The organism is Alcaligenes sp., from assembly GCF_050255915.1.
Lineage (GTDB): Bacteria > Pseudomonadota > Gammaproteobacteria > Burkholderiales > Burkholderiaceae_B > Alcaligenes > Alcaligenes aquatilis.
In genome coordinates, this window is sequence record NZ_JBFWIQ010000007.1 from 172,061 (window position 1) to 191,045 (window position 18,985).

The 18,985-nt window shown below is 57.1% G+C and carries 19 protein-coding genes; 14 read left to right on the top strand and 5 right to left on the bottom strand.

All coding sequences use genetic code 11. The features are described from left to right. Positions 1 to 313: 313 nt before the first annotated feature. On the bottom strand, positions 314 to 1,291 hold the full coding sequence (locus AB7E06_RS10945) for a helix-turn-helix domain-containing protein (RefSeq protein WP_125277847.1): 978 nt from the start codon (positions 1,289 to 1,291) through the stop codon (positions 314 to 316). A gap of 144 nt (positions 1,292 to 1,435) precedes the next feature. Here AB7E06_RS10945 and AB7E06_RS10950 point away from each other — a divergent pair, with 144 nt between their 5' ends. The 10 genes from AB7E06_RS10950 (at position 1,436) to AB7E06_RS10995 (ending at position 12,823) form a co-directional block, all read left to right on the top strand. Further along, on the top strand, positions 1,436 to 2,500 hold the full coding sequence (locus AB7E06_RS10950; RefSeq protein WP_240631588.1) for a class I SAM-dependent methyltransferase: 1,065 nt from the start codon (positions 1,436 to 1,438) through the stop codon (positions 2,498 to 2,500). Between the two features lie 5 nt (positions 2,501 to 2,505). Continuing rightward, entirely contained in the window at positions 2,506 to 3,741 is a 1,236-nt protein-coding gene (locus AB7E06_RS10955; RefSeq protein ID WP_230018474.1) for an MFS transporter, read from the top strand. Between the two features lie 160 nt (positions 3,742 to 3,901). After that, positions 3,902 to 5,074: a molybdopterin-synthase adenylyltransferase MoeB gene (gene moeB, locus AB7E06_RS10960; protein ID WP_346548828.1), complete on the top strand. Its 1,173-nt coding sequence runs from the start codon at positions 3,902 to 3,904 to the stop codon at positions 5,072 to 5,074. A gap of 19 nt (positions 5,075 to 5,093) precedes the next feature. Next, positions 5,094 to 5,501, top strand: a complete 408-nt coding sequence (locus AB7E06_RS10965; RefSeq protein ID WP_003801262.1) for a Mov34/MPN/PAD-1 family protein — start codon at positions 5,094 to 5,096, stop codon at positions 5,499 to 5,501. Between the two features lie 71 nt (positions 5,502 to 5,572). Next, positions 5,573 to 5,845, top strand: coding sequence for a MoaD/ThiS family protein (locus AB7E06_RS10970; protein WP_094196490.1), 273 nt, complete (start codon positions 5,573 to 5,575; stop codon positions 5,843 to 5,845). 83 nt (positions 5,846 to 5,928) lie between these two features. Beyond that, positions 5,929 to 7,743, top strand: coding sequence for a CoA transferase (locus tag AB7E06_RS10975; protein ID WP_346548733.1), 1,815 nt, complete (start codon positions 5,929 to 5,931; stop codon positions 7,741 to 7,743). Beyond that, a complete protein-coding gene (locus AB7E06_RS10980) occupies positions 7,740 to 9,401 on the top strand; it encodes a class I adenylate-forming enzyme family protein (RefSeq protein ID WP_346548732.1) in 1,662 nt (553 codons plus the stop codon). Before AB7E06_RS10975 ends, AB7E06_RS10980 begins: the two co-directional genes overlap by 4 nt. Further along, positions 9,398 to 10,591, top strand: coding sequence for an acyl-CoA dehydrogenase family protein (locus AB7E06_RS10985; protein ID WP_094196493.1), 1,194 nt, complete (start codon positions 9,398 to 9,400; stop codon positions 10,589 to 10,591). The genes AB7E06_RS10980 and AB7E06_RS10985 overlap by 4 nt, the downstream gene beginning before the upstream one ends. After that, positions 10,588 to 11,778, top strand: a complete 1,191-nt coding sequence (locus AB7E06_RS10990) for a CynX/NimT family MFS transporter (protein ID WP_346548731.1) — start codon at positions 10,588 to 10,590, stop codon at positions 11,776 to 11,778. Before AB7E06_RS10985 ends, AB7E06_RS10990 begins: the two co-directional genes overlap by 4 nt. Before the next feature lie 4 nt (positions 11,779 to 11,782). Beyond that, the gene (locus AB7E06_RS10995; RefSeq protein ID WP_230018464.1) at positions 11,783 to 12,823 is read left to right on the top strand and encodes a hypothetical protein; all 1,041 of its coding nucleotides are present in this window, start codon (positions 11,783 to 11,785) and stop codon (positions 12,821 to 12,823) included. A 207-nt stretch (positions 12,824 to 13,030) separates the two neighbouring features. On the opposite strand, the gene AB7E06_RS11000 is transcribed toward AB7E06_RS10995, so the two are convergent. Both AB7E06_RS11000 and AB7E06_RS11005 read right to left on the bottom strand, forming a co-directional pair. Then, on the bottom strand, positions 13,031 to 13,405 hold the full coding sequence (locus AB7E06_RS11000) for a DsrE family protein (protein ID WP_094196495.1): 375 nt from the start codon (positions 13,403 to 13,405) through the stop codon (positions 13,031 to 13,033). Between the two features lie 22 nt (positions 13,406 to 13,427). Beyond that, entirely contained in the window at positions 13,428 to 13,772 is a 345-nt protein-coding gene (locus tag AB7E06_RS11005) for a carboxymuconolactone decarboxylase family protein (protein ID WP_108727377.1), read from the bottom strand. A 119-nt stretch (positions 13,773 to 13,891) separates the two neighbouring features. On the opposite strand from AB7E06_RS11005, the gene AB7E06_RS11010 reads away from it, so the two are divergent. From AB7E06_RS11010 to AB7E06_RS11020, 3 genes are all read left to right on the top strand, one after another. Beyond that, complete coding sequence (locus AB7E06_RS11010) at positions 13,892 to 14,203, top strand: ArsR/SmtB family transcription factor (protein ID WP_094196497.1); 312 nt, start codon at positions 13,892 to 13,894, stop codon at positions 14,201 to 14,203. Between the two features lie 99 nt (positions 14,204 to 14,302). Continuing rightward, a complete protein-coding gene (locus AB7E06_RS11015) occupies positions 14,303 to 14,500 on the top strand; it encodes a YgaP family membrane protein (RefSeq protein ID WP_094196498.1) in 198 nt (65 codons plus the stop codon). Positions 14,501 to 14,654: 154 nt separating this feature from the next. Next, positions 14,655 to 14,843: a hypothetical protein gene (locus tag AB7E06_RS11020; RefSeq protein ID WP_009454580.1), complete on the top strand. Its 189-nt coding sequence runs from the start codon at positions 14,655 to 14,657 to the stop codon at positions 14,841 to 14,843. A gap of 222 nt (positions 14,844 to 15,065) precedes the next feature. On the opposite strand, the gene AB7E06_RS11025 is transcribed toward AB7E06_RS11020, so the two are convergent. Further along, on the bottom strand, positions 15,066 to 15,902 hold the full coding sequence (locus AB7E06_RS11025) for an AraC family transcriptional regulator (protein ID WP_094196500.1): 837 nt from the start codon (positions 15,900 to 15,902) through the stop codon (positions 15,066 to 15,068). A gap of 285 nt (positions 15,903 to 16,187) precedes the next feature. Here AB7E06_RS11025 and AB7E06_RS11030 point away from each other — a divergent pair, with 285 nt between their 5' ends. After that, positions 16,188 to 17,858: a 2-isopropylmalate synthase gene (locus tag AB7E06_RS11030; RefSeq protein ID WP_094196501.1), complete on the top strand. Its 1,671-nt coding sequence runs from the start codon at positions 16,188 to 16,190 to the stop codon at positions 17,856 to 17,858. Between the two features lie 230 nt (positions 17,859 to 18,088). Here AB7E06_RS11030 and AB7E06_RS11035 read toward each other — a convergent pair whose 3' ends face one another. Next, positions 18,089 to 18,961, bottom strand: coding sequence for a LysR family transcriptional regulator (locus AB7E06_RS11035; protein WP_094196502.1), 873 nt, complete (start codon positions 18,959 to 18,961; stop codon positions 18,089 to 18,091). Positions 18,962 to 18,985 lie beyond the last annotated feature (24 nt).

Here is an 18,985-nt window from a genome sequence, read left to right on the forward strand (position 1 = left end):
ACGAACCAGGGCTCCGTGTGAAAAATAACAATCTGTCGTGGGGAAAGGCTCCCGTTTGCTGGCCAGGTTCACCCCTTGTCTCAAAAGGTGGGGAATGGCACGGGGATATTATTCCTATTAATGAGAATAATTATCACTTAGATTGATATGCGGGACGGAGCAATTCCTATGCAGAACCGGAAATCCGCTGCAATGGCAGGAACTTGTCAAAGCAGAAGGGGAACTTTTCAGGGAGAGGGCCGCAGGGGGCGGCCCGAAAAGAAGGGTGGGCCTCTATGAATAAAGAGGCCGAAAACAGCGGAAATACAAGGGTTTAGGCGCGCTTGTTGCCAAAAATGGATTTGGGTGAGCGGCCAAAGTAGCGTGTAAAGGCGACGGAAAAATTATTGGGGTATTTGTAGCCCACTTGCCAGGCAGCCTGGGCCACTTGTTGGCCGGACTCCAGCAAGGTATAGGCTTTGCGCATACGCAGTTCCAGCAGCAGGCCGATAGGCGTGTTGTCGTACAGATAGCGAAAACCCTCTTTAAGCTTGTGCTCGTTAATACCTACTGTCGTGGCCAGATACTCCACCGTGATAGGTTGATCCAGTTGCGAGCTGAGCAAATCGCGTGCTCGCTCAACCCGTTGAATATCATCTACCGACAGCGGGGCGCTGTTGGGGGCGTCGGGCGGAGCCAGGCGGTTGAACTGCTCGGCCAGCAAGCTTAGTGCATGGATTTGCAGGTTCAGCCTGTGGTGATGAATGGGCTGCTCCGGGGTGCACGGCTGCATATAGCGTGCCAGTGCCGCCGCATGGGCCATGGTGGCCTGGCTGCTGGCATGAAAAGACAGACGATGCAGTCCTACGCAATCCATCAGTTGGGTGGCGCGTTCCGGGCCCACGTATTTGTTCAAGGCCGCCTCGCTGATGACCAGCCGTAATTGCGATACGGATTGGTCCTCTTGATAGTGGCGTTCCCCCCGCAGGGATCGGAAAGCTGTCACCGTGGTATGGCCTGCCTTGAACAGCAGGTCTGAACTCTCCCGTCCCTGATAGGCCGACTGTCCTTGCAGACCCACGGTCACCACAATGACACGGCCCGCATGAGGGCCGTTGCTTTCTTCAACCAGCGATCGGCTGGGGTGATAGTGCAAACGGCCTAACAAAAACCCGTGTTCTAGCTCCACGCATTCGGAATAGCAGTGGCCCAGTTCTTCGGGAAGTTGCAGCCGGACTCGGCCATCGCTCAGAGCGCGGCATGATCTGGGTTCATCCGTGGTTAAGCGATAGCCACATTTGCGCGTACTCATCATTTCTCCTGCTAAAAGCGCCTCGCATATGAATTGCTCCGTTCAGCATAGATCTTAATGCAAATAATTCTCATTAAATATATATCATTTCTAGCTGTCATGGCAGAGGGAAGGGCCATTGTGGAATTTACGGAGGGAAAAACAGTGCTGGATCGATCGCAAGGAGACGTTGTTTTGCCGGAGCAATTGTTGCAGTCGCATGCGCTGCAAGCCTGTTGGGACGCGCAATTGGCGGGCTTAAGTGCCGATGCCTTGAACCTGGCTTTGGGGTATGGGGTGTTTGCGCATCTGGATCAGTTTATCGCTGCCCAGGAGTTGGCGCTTGTGCTCAAGTGGGACGCTGACAACACCGCTTATCTGCTGGAGTTGTTGTGGAGTCTGGAATTGCTGGAGTGTCAGTGGACCTGTCCGCGACGCTATCGCAGCCTGCCCCAAACGGCGCGTTATCTGAATCCGGGTTCGGCGCAATATTGTGGCGATGCCTTGCTGTTTCGGCATGGCGTTTTGCGCCAGGTGGGCAATCAGTTGGAAGAGTTGCTGCGTAATGGCAAATCTCCTCCGGCGGATCCGGCCCTGATTCAGCAGGGTTGGGCAGCGGCGGCGCGCTCGCAAATTGCCCAGGAGCAAACGGCGGTAACGGCTGAGGTGGCCTGTGAGATTTTTGGGGCCGTGCCGCAGTTCTGGCGGGCGCAACGTTTGCTGGATTTGGGCGGTGGGCCGGGCCTGGTGGCTATTGCCTTGGCACAAGAGCAGCAGGACTTGAATGCCGTGGTGTTCGAGTACGAAGCAGCGGCGGCCGTCGCTCAGCAAAAAATTCTTGATGCCGGCCTGGAAACGCGTGTCAGCACCTTGGCCGGTGATCTGCTGGTGGACGATTTCGGGGCGGATTACGACCTGATCTGGTGCTCCTCCGTGCTGCATTTTGTGCCGGACATTCCCGCTTTGCTGGCCCGTCTGTATCGCGCCTTGCGCCCCGGTGGGGTGCTGGTGTGCTGTCACGCCGAAGTGCATAAGGAAGTCAGCAAGGCCAAACGGATTTTGCATTACTACCTGCATATGCGTATGCAAGGCCGCCAGGTGCTGCCGGAAGGGCAGTTGGCCCAGTTGCTGGAACAAGCCGGATTTGATGAGGTTCAGCAGTTTGATGAGGTGCGCTTTCCGGTTGCGCCCGTCACTGCATTGATTGCGCGCAAGGCGTGCAAAGGGTGATGAGAATGAAGACGTGGAAAGCGTGGGGGGCACAGCTGCTGTTTGGCTGGATGAATCTGGTGCTGGCTGTCCCCAGTATTTATTTGATGCTGGGCCTGCCCCTGGTGATGCGCCAGCATGGCTGGTCCGGCACCGAGATAGGCTTGTTTCAGTTGGCGGCCTTGCCCGCTGTTTTCAAGCTGGTGCTGGCCATGCCGGTGCAGCGCGTTCGCCTGGGGGGCGGGCATTTTGTGCATTGGCTGTGGTTGATGGCGGTCTTGTTGCTGGCTTTGTATGTAGGCATAGGCCGCGAGAATCTGATTGATCAGCGGACCCTGCTGTTTGCCCTGACGTTTGCCATCAGCATTGTGGCGACCTGGATGGACATCCCTTTGAATGCCTTGGCCGTGCAATACCTGCCGCGCGAGGAACAGTTGCGTGCGGGCAGTATTCGTTCTGCCGCCTTGTTTCTGGGCGCGATTGTTGGGGCAGGGGTGATGGTGCTGGTGCAGGCCCGCTGGGGTTGGCAGGCACCGTTCGCCTTGATGGGCCTGGGGCTGGTTGTGGGTTGTTTGCCCTTTGTGTTTCTGCGCTCTAAAGCAGGCTTGCACGTGGCAGAGGCCGAGCAGGCGCCGCCTGGTTTTGTCGCTGATTGGGTCAGTTTTTTTGGGCAGGAAGGGGCCAAGCAATGGACCAGCTTGCTGCTGACCAGCTTTCCCTTTATTGGTGCCGTCTGGTTTTACTTGAAACCCTTGATGCTGGATCAGGGCATGCCCCTGGAAGAGGTAGCCTGGACGGTCGGGATTGCTGGTGGCATTACCGGTGCCGTGTTCAGCCTGATTGGTGGTCGTTTGGCCTCATTCCTGGGTGCCGCGCGTGCCATTCCAATTTATCTGCTGGCGGCTTTGCTGTCTCTGGTTTTGCTGATGGTCTCGGTCTGGGCCAAGCTGGGCCCGGTGTGGCTGATCAGCAGTGCCCTGTTGATTGCTGCCAGCATGGGGGCGGTGTCGGCCTTGCTGTTTGGCCTGACTATGTTTTTCACCCGTAGACAGCGCAATGCTTCCGACTACGGTTTGCAGTCGACCATCTTCACCTTGGCGCGCATGGCTGTCCCGATTGCGGCGGGCATTGTGCTGGACCGCTTCGGGCAAGTCGTCATGCTGGGTGCCTTGACCTTAGGCGTTCTGTTCGCCTTTGTACTGGCTTGGCGCGTCCGCCACAGCGTTGGTGCCAGCACTGAAGTGTTGCTGCGCAGCCAGTAAATCCTCTGCTGAAAACGCCGGCGTACATAGGCTGCGTTGGCGTTCATCGTTTTTGCTCCGTTTTGCATAGAAATTAGAGCCCGAAGGCCATTGTGTCATTTTCAGTCATATTTGAGAATAAGTCTTGTTCGTATTTATATGTATTTAACCAGGAGTCATGATGACCTTGCCCCCTTTAGTTGAACCCGGTGAGCCCTTAAGCCGCGAAGAGGTGAACCGTTATAGCCGTCACCTTTTGATTCCCAATGTGGGCATGGAAGGCCAGCGCCGCATCAAAAATGCCAAAGTGCTGGTCATCGGGGCGGGGGGCCTGGGTTCGCCCACCTTGCTGTACTTGGCCGCAGCCGGGGTGGGCACACTGGGCATCATCGACTTTGACCGGGTGGATGAATCCAACCTGCAGCGCCAGATCATTCACACCGTAGACAGCATTGGCGAGCTGAAAGTGGAAAGCGCCAAGCGTGCGATTCAAAAGCTCAACCCCCACATCAAGGTAGAAACCTATACCGACCGCTTGGAACCGGATATGGCGGTCGAGCTGTTCTCGCGCTACGACTTGATTCTGGACGGCACCGATAACTTCGCGACCCGCTATCTGGTCAATGATGCGTGCATGCTGGCCGACAAACCCTATGTCTGGGGTTCGATTTTCCGCTTTGAAGGCCAGGTCTCGGTGTTCTGGGAAAACGCGCCCGGTGGAATAGGCTTGAACTATCGTGATCTGTACCCCGAACCGCCACCCCCCGAGCTGGCTCCCTCTTGCGCGCAGGGCGGGGTGTTTGGTGTCTTGTGCGCCTCGATTGCCTCCATCATGTCCACCGAAGCCATCAAGTTGATTACCGGCATTGGTGATCCTTTGATCGGTCGTCTGATCGCTTATGACGCATTGGATATGTGCTACCGCGAACTGCCTATCCGTCGCCTGCCCAATCGTACGCCGGTCACTGAGTTGGGTGACTACCAAACCTTCTGCGGCCTGAACCCACCTGCTGATGCTATAGCCATTCCCGTGCCTGTCATGACTGTGCTGGAGCTGAAGGAGCGGCTGGACCAAGCGCAAGCCCCCGTCCTGGTGGACGTACGCGATCCCAATGAATGGGAAATCGTGAACATTCCTGGCGCCATTCTGATGCCCAAGTCTCCCACCGTCGCTGCCGAGATTCTGGCTGCCTTTGGTCCGAATGCGGATCTGGTGATCTCGTGCCGCTCCGGTGCGCGCTCCAAGGCCGTGTGCGAAGAGCTGATCAAGTTGAATGCCCCCAAGGTGCGGAATCTGGAAGGTGGCGTGCTGGCTTGGGTAGAGCAGGTCGCTCCCGAATTGGCGTCTTACTAAGTTCGGGAAGGAGCACATCATGGCCTTGCAGATTCGTCGTTCTGCCTTGGAACAAGTTCTGAATCATGCCAAGCAGGATCACCCCATCGAGGCATGCGGACTGATTGCCGCCCAGGAAGGCTCGCTGGTGGCTGAACGTGTGCTGCCCATGCAAAACCGGGCGGCCTCGGAGGTGTTTTATCAGTTCGATTCGCGCGAGCAATTTCAGGTCTACCGCCGTCTGGATGAGGACGATCAGGAGTGCTGCGTGATCTACCACTCTCATACCGCCAGCCAGGCTTTTCCCAGCAAGGACGACATTGATTTTGCGGGCCATCCCGAACTGCATTACCTGATCGTGTCCACCTGGGATCAGGCCACGGTGCCGGTTCGATCCTTCCGGATTATCGATGGCGGTGTGACCGAAGAAACCATTGTGATTGTCTAGGGAACAGCGTCGCTCCTAAGGGGGCGTGCGTCCCGGCTGTTGGAAACCACTATTTCAAAGGAGTTTTAAGCATGTCCATTTCAGTCTCTATTCCGACCTTACTGCGTCCATTGACGAATGGCGAGAAGAAAGTCCAGGCCCAGGGCACTTCGGTAGGCGAAGTGATCGAGCATCTTGAAGGTCAGTTTCCCGGCATCAAGGCACGTCTGATGAGCGGCGAAGACCTGCACCGTTTTGTGAACATTTACGTAAACGAAGAGGACATCCGTTTCAGCAATGGCCTGAAAACCGCCACCTGCGCTGGCGACAGCCTGACCGTACTGCCTGCCGTGGCAGGGGGCTAAGACCGCCTGGTCTGGATTTTCATGGTGCAAGTGCTGGTTTCTGTAATCAGCACTTGGCGTGTGCATCACTCTGGTTTGGAACTATGTCTGAATTACTACATGGCTGCGGATTACGTTGGCAGATGGGCTCACCGCCCCCGTACTGGCTGGGCTTGCCCGCTGCCTTGAGCCGTCAGGCCCGATTGCTGGGTTTGTCCGAGCAAACCGCAGGCCAGCAAGACGAAGCAGCATTCAGCCTGCATTCGCCTGATTTTGGAACGATTAGCACGCGTCTGGAAACCGAGGCGGGCGGCATGACGCAAGCCGCGATCAGCGAGCTGAGCATGCAGGCTGCCAGCGGTATCTTGTCCGTGCATGGACGCGCCAGTGGTCCGTCGGGTACCTTGGGCCTGGATTATCTGGCTGTACTCAGTTCAGCCATGAGCTTGCAGGCGACCTTGGCAGCCGCCTTGGGCCAGTTGCGTGGCGGACGTTTCTCCACGGTGTCGGTCTCGCCCTTGGGTTGTGGCTTGCTCAGTATCGGTCAGTATCTGGCCGGGGCAACGGCGGCCCAGGATCCCGAGCAGTTATTGGCAGGCAGCTACGATCCCGGCTTGCGGCCGCCCTTTGTCTCGCAAGACGGTGTGATCTTCGAGTTGGAAACGCTGGACCCCCGACCCTGGCGCGCCTTTTGGGAAGCGGTGGGCGTACCGGCTGATTTGGCTGGTCAGGCCTGGAAAGCCTTTTTGCTGCGTTATGCCAAGGCGGTGTGCCCTATGCCAGAGACGTGTTTACGCCGTTTGCGAGCGTTGAACTTTGCCCGCTTGCAGGAATTGGCCGTGCAAACAGGAATGGCCATTTTGCCGGTGCGTACACCGCCTCAACGCCAGAGCGATAGTGATTACGCGGCCTTGGCTGGTCTGTGGCAGCATCAGATTCATGCCGCGTCTGACTCCTTCTTGCGCGCCTTGCCGTCCAACGCCGATTTGCCCTTGCGCGGTTTGCGGGTAGTGGAGTCTTGCCGCCGGATTCAAGGGCCGATTGCCGGTCATTTGCTGGCGCTCCTGGGGGCGGAAGTGATCCGTCTGGAACCGCCCGGTGGCGATCCCTTGCGTGCTATGCCGCCTTGCGTGGATGGTTGTTCGGTGCGCTTTGATGCGCTCAATCAACTCAAGACGGTGCAGGAAGTGGACATCAAGTCGGCTCAAGGCCGCCAGGCCATTTACGAGCTGGTGAGTCAGTCCGATGTGTTCCTGCATAACTGGGCGCCGGGCAAGGCGGCCGAACTGCAACTGGATGCTCAGGACTTGCATGCGGTGCGCCCGGATCTGGTCTACGCCTATGCGGGCGGTTGGGGGCAGGAGCAAGTGGACGCACCGGGCACGGACTTCACGGTGCAAGCCTGGTCGGGCATTGCTCACACCATTTCTCAAACCTCGGATGCACGGGGTGGGTCTTTGTTTACGGTGCTGGATGTGCTGGGCGGCGTGATGGCCGCGCTGGGTATCAGTGCCGCCTTGCTGCGCCGGGGCCTGAGCGGGTCGGGCTTGCGGGTAGACAGTTCCTTGCTGGCCACGGCCGATCATCTGGCCCAGGCCGCCTCTCCTATTAGTAAAACCGGCGTGTCGGCGGTGTTCCAGACGGGCGATGGCTTTATGGTCATCGACTGCCAGGATCAAACGCATTTGCACGCGCTGGCCGGGTGGCTGAATGTGTCGCCCGATGCCGTTTGGACGGTCTTGCCGGATCGTCTTCTGTCCCAGTCTGCCCTGAGCCTGGAGGCGCAACTGGATGTGCTGGGCATACCGGCCCGCCACGTCCCAGGCAATCTGGCGCAACTGCGTGCTGATCCACGCCTGGCGTCCCATTTCCATGACAAGGGCTATTCGTCTGTTAATTCTCCCTGGAGGTTTGTATGAATCACGCTGGCATCATCGATCTGGTCCCCGCGTCATTGCGCCAACGCTGGATAGAGGACGGTACCTACCCGAACAAGCCGGTCTTTACGCTGTTCGCGGAAAAAGCCCAGGCGCATCCGGACAAGCTGGCGGTGCTCTCGCCACAAGGCAATATCAGCTATAGCGCCTTGATGGATGCGGCCCTGCGTCTGGCAGCTAATCTGCGTCGTGCGGGCATTATGGCGGGCGATGTGGTGGCCTATCAGCTTAGCAACCATTGGGTGTGCTGCGCCATTGACCTGGCCGCCGCCGCGTTGGGGGCGATTGTGGCGCCTTTCCCACCCGGACGGGGCAAGCTGGATATTCAATCGCTGGTGCGTCGTTGCGATGCACGGGCGGTGATTGTGCCGCATGAATATGCAGGCATTGATTTGTGCGACGTGATCGAGTCCTTGCGGCCGACGTTGCTGTCCTTGCGTGTTCTGATCGTGCAAGGCCCATCGCGTCCGGGCTGGCTGACCTTGGATTCCCTGTTCGAGGGCGAGCCTTTGGCCTTGTCCGAATTACCCGAGGTGTCCCCCAATTCGCCGGTACGTTTGCTGGTGTCCTCCGGTACCGAATCCGAGCCCAAGCTGGTGGCGTATTCGCACAATGCCCTGGTGGGCGGGCGCGGCCGATTCCTGCAACGCATTTCCCCCAACGATGTGGAGTTCCGGGGCATGTATCTGGTGCCGCTGGGCTCGTCGTTTGGCTCTACGGCCACCTTTGGCGTGCTGTGCTGGTTAGGTGGTTCTTTGGTGGTCTTGCCCAAGTTTGATGTACCTAGTGCGATTGCCGCCATCAATGCCTTCAAGCCTAGCTTCATTCTGGGCGTGCCCACCATGTTCCAGCGTATTGCGGCAGCGCCCGAGCTGGAAAAAGCCGATAAAGCCAGTTTGCGCGGCTTGATTGTGGGCGGCTCCGTCATTGACGAAGCTACCGTGCGCCGTTGCGTGGAAGCGTTTGAGTGCGGCTTTATCAGCCTGTACGGCTCGGCTGATGGGGTGAACTGCCACAACACGCTGGATGATCCCATCGACGTGGTCTTGAGCAGTGTGGGGGCCCCCAATCCGCAAGTGTGCGAGATCCGTCTGATTGATGACGAGGGTGCCGAAGTGCCGCAAGGTGAAGTAGGCGAAATCACTGCACGCGGTCCCTTGAGCCCCATGCAATATGTGAATGCCCCGGAGTTGGATGCGCAGTATCGGGACGAGCAGGGTTGGGTGAAAACGGGTGATCTGGGCTATATCAATACGCAAGGGCAGTTGGTGTTGGCCGGTCGCAAGAAAGACATCATCATTCGTGGTGGCGCCAATATCAGTCCGGTGCAAATTGAAGGGCTGGTCATGGCTCACCCGGATGTGGTTACCGTGGCGTGCGTGCCGGTCCCCGATGCGGACCTGGGCCAGCGTATTTGCTTGTGCGTGACGGTGCGGGAAGGCGTGCCGCGTTTCTCCTTGAAAGAGATCACCGACTTCTTGCGTGAACAGGGTCTGGAAGTGAACAAGCTGCCCGAGTATCTGCGTTTTTACCGCAGCTTGCCGCTGACGCCTGCGGGCAAGATTGACAAGCGCGCCTTGGCTGCTGACGCTGCCGCTTTAGGTTCCGGGGCCAAGACTGCAGCAGGGATGGCCGCATGAGTCACTTTGCTATTTCCAGTGCGGCCTTGAGCCGCAAGCTGCGGCAGTTTGTGGATACCGAGATCATTCCTAACGAGGGCATTCTGGCTCAGGGGGACAATCTGGCCCGCGAGCTGACCCTGGACCTGACGCGTCGCGCCCAACAGGCCGGTTTGTTTGGCAGTTTCTACCCCATGCATCGTGGTGGTCGAATCGCCAGTTTGGTCGAATACTTGCCCGTGGCTGAACAAGAAGGGCGTTCTGAATATGGCCCCGGTATTTTCGGGGCGGATGCCACGCTGGACGCGTATATGTTGAGTCATCATGGCTCGGCCAGCGTCAAACAGCGCTTTTTGACACCCTTGCTCAAGGGCGATGCGGTGTCCAGCTATGCCATGTCCGAGCCGGACAGCATTGGTTCGATTCCCGCCACCATGCAATGTCAGGCTCGCCTGAAAGACGGGCAATGGCATGTGAATGGCCGCAAGTGGTTTATTTGCCGGGCGCAACTGGCCAGCTTTGCGACCGTGGTGGCGCGTAGCGCGGATGGCCCAGTGAATGAGTCCTTGTCCATGGTGATCGTGCCCACAGACGCAGCGGGCTTTAAAGTCGTACGCCCCTTGCCCTTGCTGGGACGTTATCAGGGGCAAAACGAGCTGTTGTTCGACAATGTGACTGTGCCTGAGGACTATGTTCTGGGCAGCGCCGGGCAGGGCATTGCCTTGATGCAAAAGCGTCTGGCCTTGGGCCGCATTTTGCGATCCGTGCAATGGTTGGGCTTGGCCCAACGCAGCTTTGACATCATGTGCGAGCGCATTCATTCAGAGCGTGGACAACAGGCCCGTCTGGCGGACAAGCAACTGGTTCGGGCGCGGGTCTATCAGGTGTACCGCGCCATTACCTCGGCCCGCTGCTTGCTGCGCGAAGCAGCCATCAAGTTCGATGCGGGTTTACCCAATTCGGTGGAGGTGAATGTGGCCAAGCTGGCGGCGTCGGATGCGGTCAGCGAGGCGGCAGACTCCGCCATCCAGATCATGGGGGCCGAAGGTTTGGCCGATTGGAGTCCCTTGTCCGGCATCTACCGGGCAGCGCGCACCACGCATATTCTGGATGGGGCGGACGATGCCTTGATCAGCACGGTTGGCAAGCACTTGCTGCAAGCGCACTCCGCCATTCAAGAGACAGTAGAGATGAACAAGGCAGTCGCATGATGTTATCGACACGGGCAGGTCGTTCACCCTGGGTGCTGGCCAGTTTGATGACGCTGGCGATGGGCATGCCCATGATGGTGTTTTACGCTATCGGCGTCCTGGGTCCGCAAATCATTCAGGATCTGGACATCTCGCGTGAACAATTGGGCTGGTTGACCACCAGCACCTTTGGTCTGGCTGCCTTGCTCTCGCCGTGGGCGGGGGCCTTGGTGCAGCGCATGGGTAATCGGCAAGGTTTGTTTTTGCTGTTCCTGCTGGTGGCCATGTCCTTTAGTTTGATCGCGGTATTGCCGGGTTTCTGGGGCGTGCTGACAGCCTTGCTTTTGTGCGGCCTGGCGCAGTCCTTGGCGAACCCGGTGACCAATCAGGCCATTGCCCAGTTGGTTCCGGCAGAGCGCAAGGCCGGGCTGGTCGGTATCAAGCAATCCGGCGTGCAGGCTTCGGCCTTGCTGGCCGGTCTGGTCTTGCCCACCCTGGCCTACAAGCTGGGGTGGCGGGGGGCGTTTGTGGTGTGGGTGCCTGCCATGTTGTGCCTGTCCTATTTTGCCTTGCAGCTTTTGCCTGCCAGAGCCAATACCGTCGCCGCCAGCATGTCTTGGCGTTTGCCTTGGCCCAGCCCACAGCTTTGGCTGTTGATGGCTATTCAGTTGTGCGCGGGGCTGGTGCTGTCGTCCTTCATCACTTTTCTGGGCGTTTTTGCCCAGCAGTTGGGTGTGTCGCCGTACTGGATCGGGATGCTGGTCAGTGGCTTTGGGGTGATGGGGATTGTGTCCCGCGTTCTATTGACGCCTATCGCCGCCCGCTTCGGCGATGAAACCTTGCTGCTCGGCATCCTGTTTGTGATCCCGATTGTGGCCTTGTTGCTGATGATGATGGCCGCCGCGGACAGGCTGTGGCCCTTGGGGGTAGGGGTTTTGGTGATTGGCTTGACCCTGGTTGCGACCAATGCAATTGCCATGAGTATGTTGTTGCGTGATGCCCGCTTTGGTGCTCCCGCCCGCACGGCAGGGCTTTTGTCCGTCGGGTTTTTTGGTGGCTTCGCCTTTGGCCCGCCCTTGTTTGGCGTGCTGCTGCGCTCGCCTGAAGGCTTTGCCGCCGCCTGGCCGTTTTTGATGGGTATTTTGGTGTGCGCCAGCTTATTGTGCCTGATTCTGTACCAGGTGCGTCGCATCGCGAAAGGAGAGTGATGCAATGTCTGTCGATGTCTTGGGATCAGTCAGCATACAGGCTATCTTTGCCAATATGGATCAGGTTGCCGAGCAATGTGGGGAGCAGTTCCCCTTGTTCAGACAGTCCTCGTCCGAGCAATGGACCTTGTCGCGGCGTGGCTCCTGGTTGGGGGGCTTTTGGGCTGGATTATGGTGGCGACGTGCCCTGATCAGCGGTCGGGAGCAGGACAAGCGCCAGGCGCTGCGCTGGAGCCAGAAGCTGCAAGTCTGGCTGCAAGAGCCCAGTATCAATCGCAGCTTTGTGTTCTGGTATGGCGCTGGCTTAGGCAGTATCTGGCATGGGAATAGGCAGGCGGAAGCGAATGTAGATCTGGCTGCCCAAGCCTTGCTGAACAGTTTCGATGCCTCCAGTGGCTTCTGGCCCCTGGGTTCTGGGATGGGGGGCGGAGAATCAGGTAATCACATGTTGAATGTGGATGCGTTGGCGCCGACGCTGTTGGTGTTGAATGCACAGGGTGGGCCGGTGGCGCGTCAATTTGGGCAATGGCATGTGGATGCTTGTCTGCGTTACTTGCAAAAGCGTAGCGGAGCCTGGCGCGATACCGTCTTGCTACGCGGGAACGATGTGCTGGCCGAGCAGGGCGCTCAAACCTGGCAACGAGGGCAAGCCTGGGCCATGTTGGGCATGGCAAGCGCCACGCGTCTGTACGACAGAGCGTCCTATGCTCACGCGGCTTTGAAGGCTTGTCGCTATTGGCACGAGCGTTGGGGGAAATATGCACATGGTTTTTTGAGGCAGAAGTCCCCACTGAGTCCGGTGGACCGCTCGGCCTGGGCGATTGCTTCTTTGGCTATGTATGAGCTGTGGCAGATTTTGCCGGAGCAACAATGGCTGCACGAGCAATCGCGCCTGTATCTGGATGCCTTGCTGACCCCTGAGTTAAGTGAGACAGGGCGTTTTGTGGGGCATCTTTATAAGGTTGCGCCGGGGCAGTCGGAGTTAGTGGAGTCGGCCTGCGCCAGCTTCTTTTTGCTGGAGGCTTTGTTGGCGCATTTGGCTTGATGGACTGATAGTTCGGTTACTTGCCCCTTTGCGTGATCGAGGGGGCCGCGAAATCGATGGTGTACGTTTCCTGGCCTAAGGCCGGTCCATAAAACGAGGATGCCAAGCACGATTGCCGTACGCAGTAGCAATATCCTGTCGTGCAGAAAAAGCAGGCCAACACACAGAAAGGGTGTTGGCCTGCTTGGCATTGGGCGATGCAGCGAATCAGGAAATCTGTAAGGACCCTGTTGCACCCATCAGCAGGTCGATCACATCCGGTGCGGTAATAATTTCAAAGCGTGGGTCCATCTGCTCGGCGCTTAGACCGTTATGCACCATGCAGGACTTGCACACAGCGATACGTCCACCTTGCTCCAGGTACTTCTTCAATAGATCTGCTGCCGGTTCAAAAGGCTCGCCAATACGGATCGGGTCAGCGGCGCCGGGTACACCCAGGGCGACCCCTTCCGCCATCAGAATCAGGCAGGCGCTATGTCCTTTCTGAACGGCATTGACCGCCATGGTCAGAGCCACGGTCACTTTGTCGGGATTGCCCTGTGCATGAAACAGCGTGGATACGAAAGCAGCGGGTTTAGGCATCACAGTTCTCCTTGTTTCCGGTTCAAGACTTGAATTCATTAAAAGCGGCAACCGCATTGGCGGCGTACATCACGGACGGGCCACCGCCCATATAAATGGCAACGCCCAAGGCGTCATGGACTTCCTCCAGGCTGGCGTTCATGTGCGCCAGTGCCTTGCTGTGAAAGCCAATGCACCCTTCGCAGCGCGTGGCCACGCCAATTGCCAAGGCTATCAGCTCCTTGGTTTTGGCATCAATAGCGCCACCGCTCATGGCTGCCTTGCCTATTTCCCCAAAGCCCTTCATGACATCGGGTTGTGTCTGGCGCAGTTGCGCCAGATTGCTGGAAATACCGTGGGTTAATTGTTTGTAGCTGGTTTCACTCATGCGTAAGGTCCTTTGTACTTAACAAAAGCAAAGAAATGCTGAAATTATTGACTGCATTAATTCAGTATATGCTAAATTAAGATTTATCTAAATTAATACGTAAAAAAGTTGGATAAACCATGATGCAACGCAAATCCGACATCGAGCTTTTGCAAGAAAGTGCTGATCAGGCGGCCGCCTTGTTGCAGGCGGTAGGTAATCCCAAGCGTCTGGTCATTTTGTGTCTGTTGATTCAGCAAGGCGAGATGAGTGTGGGAGCCTTGAACGAGATGGTGACGCTTAGCCCTTCGGCCTTGTCGCAGCATCTGGCACGCATGCGCCAGGAAGGTTTGGTCAGCTACCGGCGCGAGGCGCAAACCTTGTATTACCGGATTGAGGACCCGAACGTCGCCAAGTTGATTGGCACCTTGAAGGATATTTTTTGTCCCTGAACCGGCGGGTGTTAGGGGGCTGGGCAGCATCAGTATCCTGCGTGTAGGTACCTTCACCCGCTCCGTTTTTTCCTTACTTTTTTGTTGAGAGGATGAGCCATGAAAAGCAACGTCGGTAGTGTAGATCGTATTATCCGTATCCTTGTCGGTGTGGTGCTGATTGCGCTGGCAGTCACGAATGTCATCGGCTGGTGGGGCTGGCTGGGCCTGATTCCCCTGATCACGGGCCTGGTCGGTTTTTGCCCCTTGTACCCCATGCTGGGTCTGAGCACCTGCCCGCTGAAAAAGCGTCAGTAGGTCAGCCCCTATTGCCTGATAGCGGGGTATCCCCGCCTGCTCCTTGGGAAGGTTTATCCTGCTCAAGGAGCTTTTTTATTGCCTGAAAAACTGCTTTGGAGTTTGTACGATAACGCAGGCAGTGCGCCAGTCCTGTTGGAGTGGGGAGCGAAAGATGAATAAAGAAGATATTTCCAAAGCAAAGAACCCGGACTTGCGGGCGTCCCTGGCCGCCTTGGAGCGTGCCGCGCAGTCGGCACGTTTTGTGGCCATGCAAACCAATACCTCGGTGGTGTTGGTGGAGAACGGCAAGATGATCAAGCTCTCGGCAGAGCAATTGCGGCAGGAAGTCTGCAAGAGCTGATGATACTTGGTTGCTATCGCGGTTCTAGTCTGCTGGCGCCGTACTTTTGTCTCTGCTGAGCGGTTTGTTTTTTGAAGTGCTCAAGAGGGTGATGGGTCTTGTAGATGGGCCTAGGGGTAGTCGGATGAATATCCACATCGAGCATTCAATCAAGCAGGAAGCAGGTTGGCGGACTGAGTAGTTACTGCAGTCTGCCAAGCATTCTTGCCGTAGAGATCGGCTTCAGACCATGCCAGTATCATGCTCCCTATCAGGAGACTGGCTCAAGGTCGCCAAAAACTCTGAAGGCGGATAGGCAAAGGTCTTTTTAAAGGCCACTGAGTACGCGCTCAGGCTTTCATAGCCGCTTTCCAACGCCGCCTGCGTGATGGACTTGCCTTGCAGCAGAAACTGGATCGAGGCCATCAGCCGCATCTGTTGCCGCCATTTCCCCAGATTCATCCCCGTGCTTTTCAGAAAACGCCGATGCAGGGTTTTCGGCGTCAAGGCATATTGCTGCGCCACCTCATCCATCGTTTTTTGTTGGGCGGGCCAGCGCACCAGGTCTTCGCAAATTCGCCGCATCAAATCATCTTCCGGCCAGGGCAAATGAAAAGGCAGGGGATGGAGCACGCGCAGCTCTTCGATCAGTAGTTGCCCCAGCAGTGCGTCTCGTAAAGGTGGGTTCTCTTGCGGAACTACCTGCACCAGCGCGGCAATCAGTTCACGCACCAGTGGTGTGACATGGATCACGCAATCATGGTCCGGCAGTTGCGCGGCCAGAATTTCATCAATGAACAAACCATGCACATTCACTGCGGTGGTGGCGTTGAGCTGATGCGGCACACCGGGGCGCAACCAGACGGCCGTAGTAGGCGGCACCAGCCACTGGCCGGTATCGGCCTGCACCAGTAGCACTCCTTCAGTGGCATACAAAAGATGCCCACGGTGGTGGCGATGGCGGGGCACTTCATGCCCGGCCGGGTAATGCTCGATAACCCCGCTGACCAGCAAGGGCGAGGTATCGGAGTGCGATAAGTCCAGCGCCCGCCCACCGCGTTCAGGGGATGCGTAGCCCATATTCAGAAATGTCCAAAAAGATAAAACAAATGACTATTTTTTGATAGAAGGCCAAGTGACTTGCAGTCTAAAGTGCTTTTATCGTCTTCATCAAGCACTTTGGGATTGAAGCTGCTGTGACTTATTTGCACTTGCTATCGCTAGGCCTACTAGCCCTGACATCCGGTCGGGGTCCGTACGCCTGTGTGTGCGAATGGTCCTATCCTGGTTTCCCCAGACCCCGACTGTAGCCAGCTCCTTGGAGCAGGGAAGCCAGGTATGTCATTCCCTATATTCGAGGTTCTCATGCTGACTGATCCTTCCCACAAATACCGTCCCTTTCCCGTCGTCAACTTGCCCGATCGCCAGTGGCCACAACGTACCCTGAACAAGGCGCCCGTGTGGTTGTCTACCGATTTGCGTGACGGCAACCAGGCCCTGTTCGAGCCCATGAATCGCGACCGCAAATTGCGCCTGTTTCAGGAGTTGGTCCGCATTGGTTTCAAGGAAATCGAAGTGGGTTTTCCGTCTGCTTCGCAAACGGATTTTGATATCGTTCGTCAACTGATTGACGAGGGCATGATCCCGAATGACGTCACGCCTATGGTGATCACCCAACTGCGTGAAGATCTGATTGAAACCACGGTACGTAGCGTGGCGGGGGCGCGTCGTGTGATTGTGCATTTCTACAATGCCATCGCACCAGCGTTTCGTGACATTGTCTTTGGTATGGAAGTGCCGCAAATCATAAACGTGGTGCGGCACCATGTGGAGCTGTTCAAGCGCCTGACCGCCCAGCACCCGGAAACGGAGTGGGTGTTGCAGTATTCGCCTGAAACCTTTTGCATGGCAGAACTGGACGTGTCGCTGGCTGTCTGCAACGCGGCCATTGATGCCTGGGACGCGGGGCCAACGCGACCCATGATCATCAATCTGCCCACCACGGTGGAAGTGACGACTGCGAACGTTTTTGCCGATCAGATTGAATGGATGGATCGCCATCTGGATAGACGTGAACATATCGTCTTGTCGGTGCATCCGCATAACGACCGTGGCACAGGCGTTGCTTGCGCCGAACAAGCCATGCTGGCTGGCGCACAGCGTGTTGAGGGCTGCCTGTTTGGCAATGGCGAGCGCAGTGGCAATCTGGATGTGGTGACCTTGGCATTGAATCTGTATACCCAAGGCATTTCGCCAAACCTGGATTTCTCCGATATTTCGGCAGTAGCCCGTATTGCGGAAGAGGCGACTTCCTTGCCCATCCACCCGCGTCACCCCTATGTGGGTGATCTGGTCTTCACCGCTTTTTCCGGTTCTCATCAGGACGCGATTGCCAAGGGCTTTGCGGTGCAGAAAGAAGATGCCCCGTGGCGCGTGCCTTATCTGCCGGTCGATCCCAAGGATTTGGGCCGCACCTACGACAGCATCGTGCGTGTTAACAGCCAGTCCGGCAAAGGTGGCATCGCTTTTCTACTGGAACGCGACTACGGCATTGTGATGCCGCGTCGCATGCAGGTGGAGTTCAGCGCCATTGTTCAGCAGATTGCCGATTCCAGCGAAACGGAGTTGAACAGTCAGCAGATCTGGGAACTGTTTGAAACCACCTACCTGCAAGCCAATCAGCGCCAAGGGAGCACCAGCTACCGTACCCATGGTCTGTTCGATGAGGCGCAAGGGCAGCAGGGTATAGAGCTGCAATGCGTGAATGCTAATGGCGAGACTGAAACCTATACCGGAACAGGCAATGGCCCGATTGCGGCGACGGTGGCAGCCTTGAATTTGCCTTTGCGTATCGACAGCTACGAGGAACGCAGCCTGGGCTCTGGCGCAGACGCCTGCGCCATGGCAATTGTGGAAGCGGTCATGCCGGGTGTGCCTGGATCGAAATTTGGCGTGGGCAAACACGCGAATATCATCACGGCCAGTGTGATGGCGGTCATGAATGCGGCGGCGCGATTTGAGGAGGTCAAGGCGTAAGCAGTCAACGGTGTGCGGTGGTCCGTGCTACTTGATTAATCGACCAATCAGTGCGGGCCACATTCAAGGCCAGGCGCTTAGGCAGGCTGCTCAGCCTTCTGAGTTATAGCTTTGTCAGCTTGTTGAATCATCACCTGATGAATGCTTGTTGCTGGTTCTAGTTAAGGTGTTAACGATATCGGAGTGGCCTGAGAAGTGAATCAATCCAGTCTCAACGGGGCAGCCAGGCCTTACATCCCTTCCGCCAAGCCCTTGATTGCCTCGATATACCAAGCCTGATCATTCATCCTGTGCGTCAGAATAATTGGTGAGGTCGCCTGCGGTTCTTCTATCAAGCGATAGTGCAGATCGTTGCGCAGGCGTGCCGAGGTCGGGATCAGGCACAATCCGGAATCAGCCGCCACCAGGCCCAAGGCGGCTTGAATTTCCCCGGCCTCATAGACTTGCGCCGGGCGCACGCTGTGATCATGCAGCAGGTGCAGAACGTGGTCTGCAAAGCTGGGTCGGGGCTCTTTCGGGTAAACAATCAGCTTTTGGCCTTGCACTTTTTTCAGGCTCAAAGGCGTGTCCGAATCGGCCAGATCCGAGCTGGGTGGAATGGCCAGGGCCAGTTGCTCTTCCCGTAATACGGTTCTTTGCACCGACGCATCATTTAACCGTATTCGCCCAAAGCCCACATCAATCCGTCCCGACTTTAAAGCCTCCAACTGCTGCATGGAGGTCAGCTCCACCGTTTGCAAGTCCACTTCCGGATATTGGTGGCGTAGCTTGCGCATCAAGGCGGGCAAACCACCATACAGGGTAGAAGCCACAAAGCCTATCGACAGGGTTTGTCGTTGATGCAGCCCGATCTGTCGGGTCGTATGCACCAACTGATCCACCCGGCTCAGTATCTGCAAGGCCTGTTCATAAAATACCCGTCCGGCTTCGGTCAGCCGCAAGGGCCGGTTATTGCGCAGCAGCAGTGTGACGCCCAGCTCTTCTTCCAGCAATTGGATTTGTCGGCTCAATGGGGGCTGGGCCATATGCAGGCGCTCGGACGCCCGGGTGAAGTTGCGGGTTTCGGCAACGGCCACAAAATATTTGAGCTGACGTAGATCCATAAGGGAAAACCATACCTAGGCTGA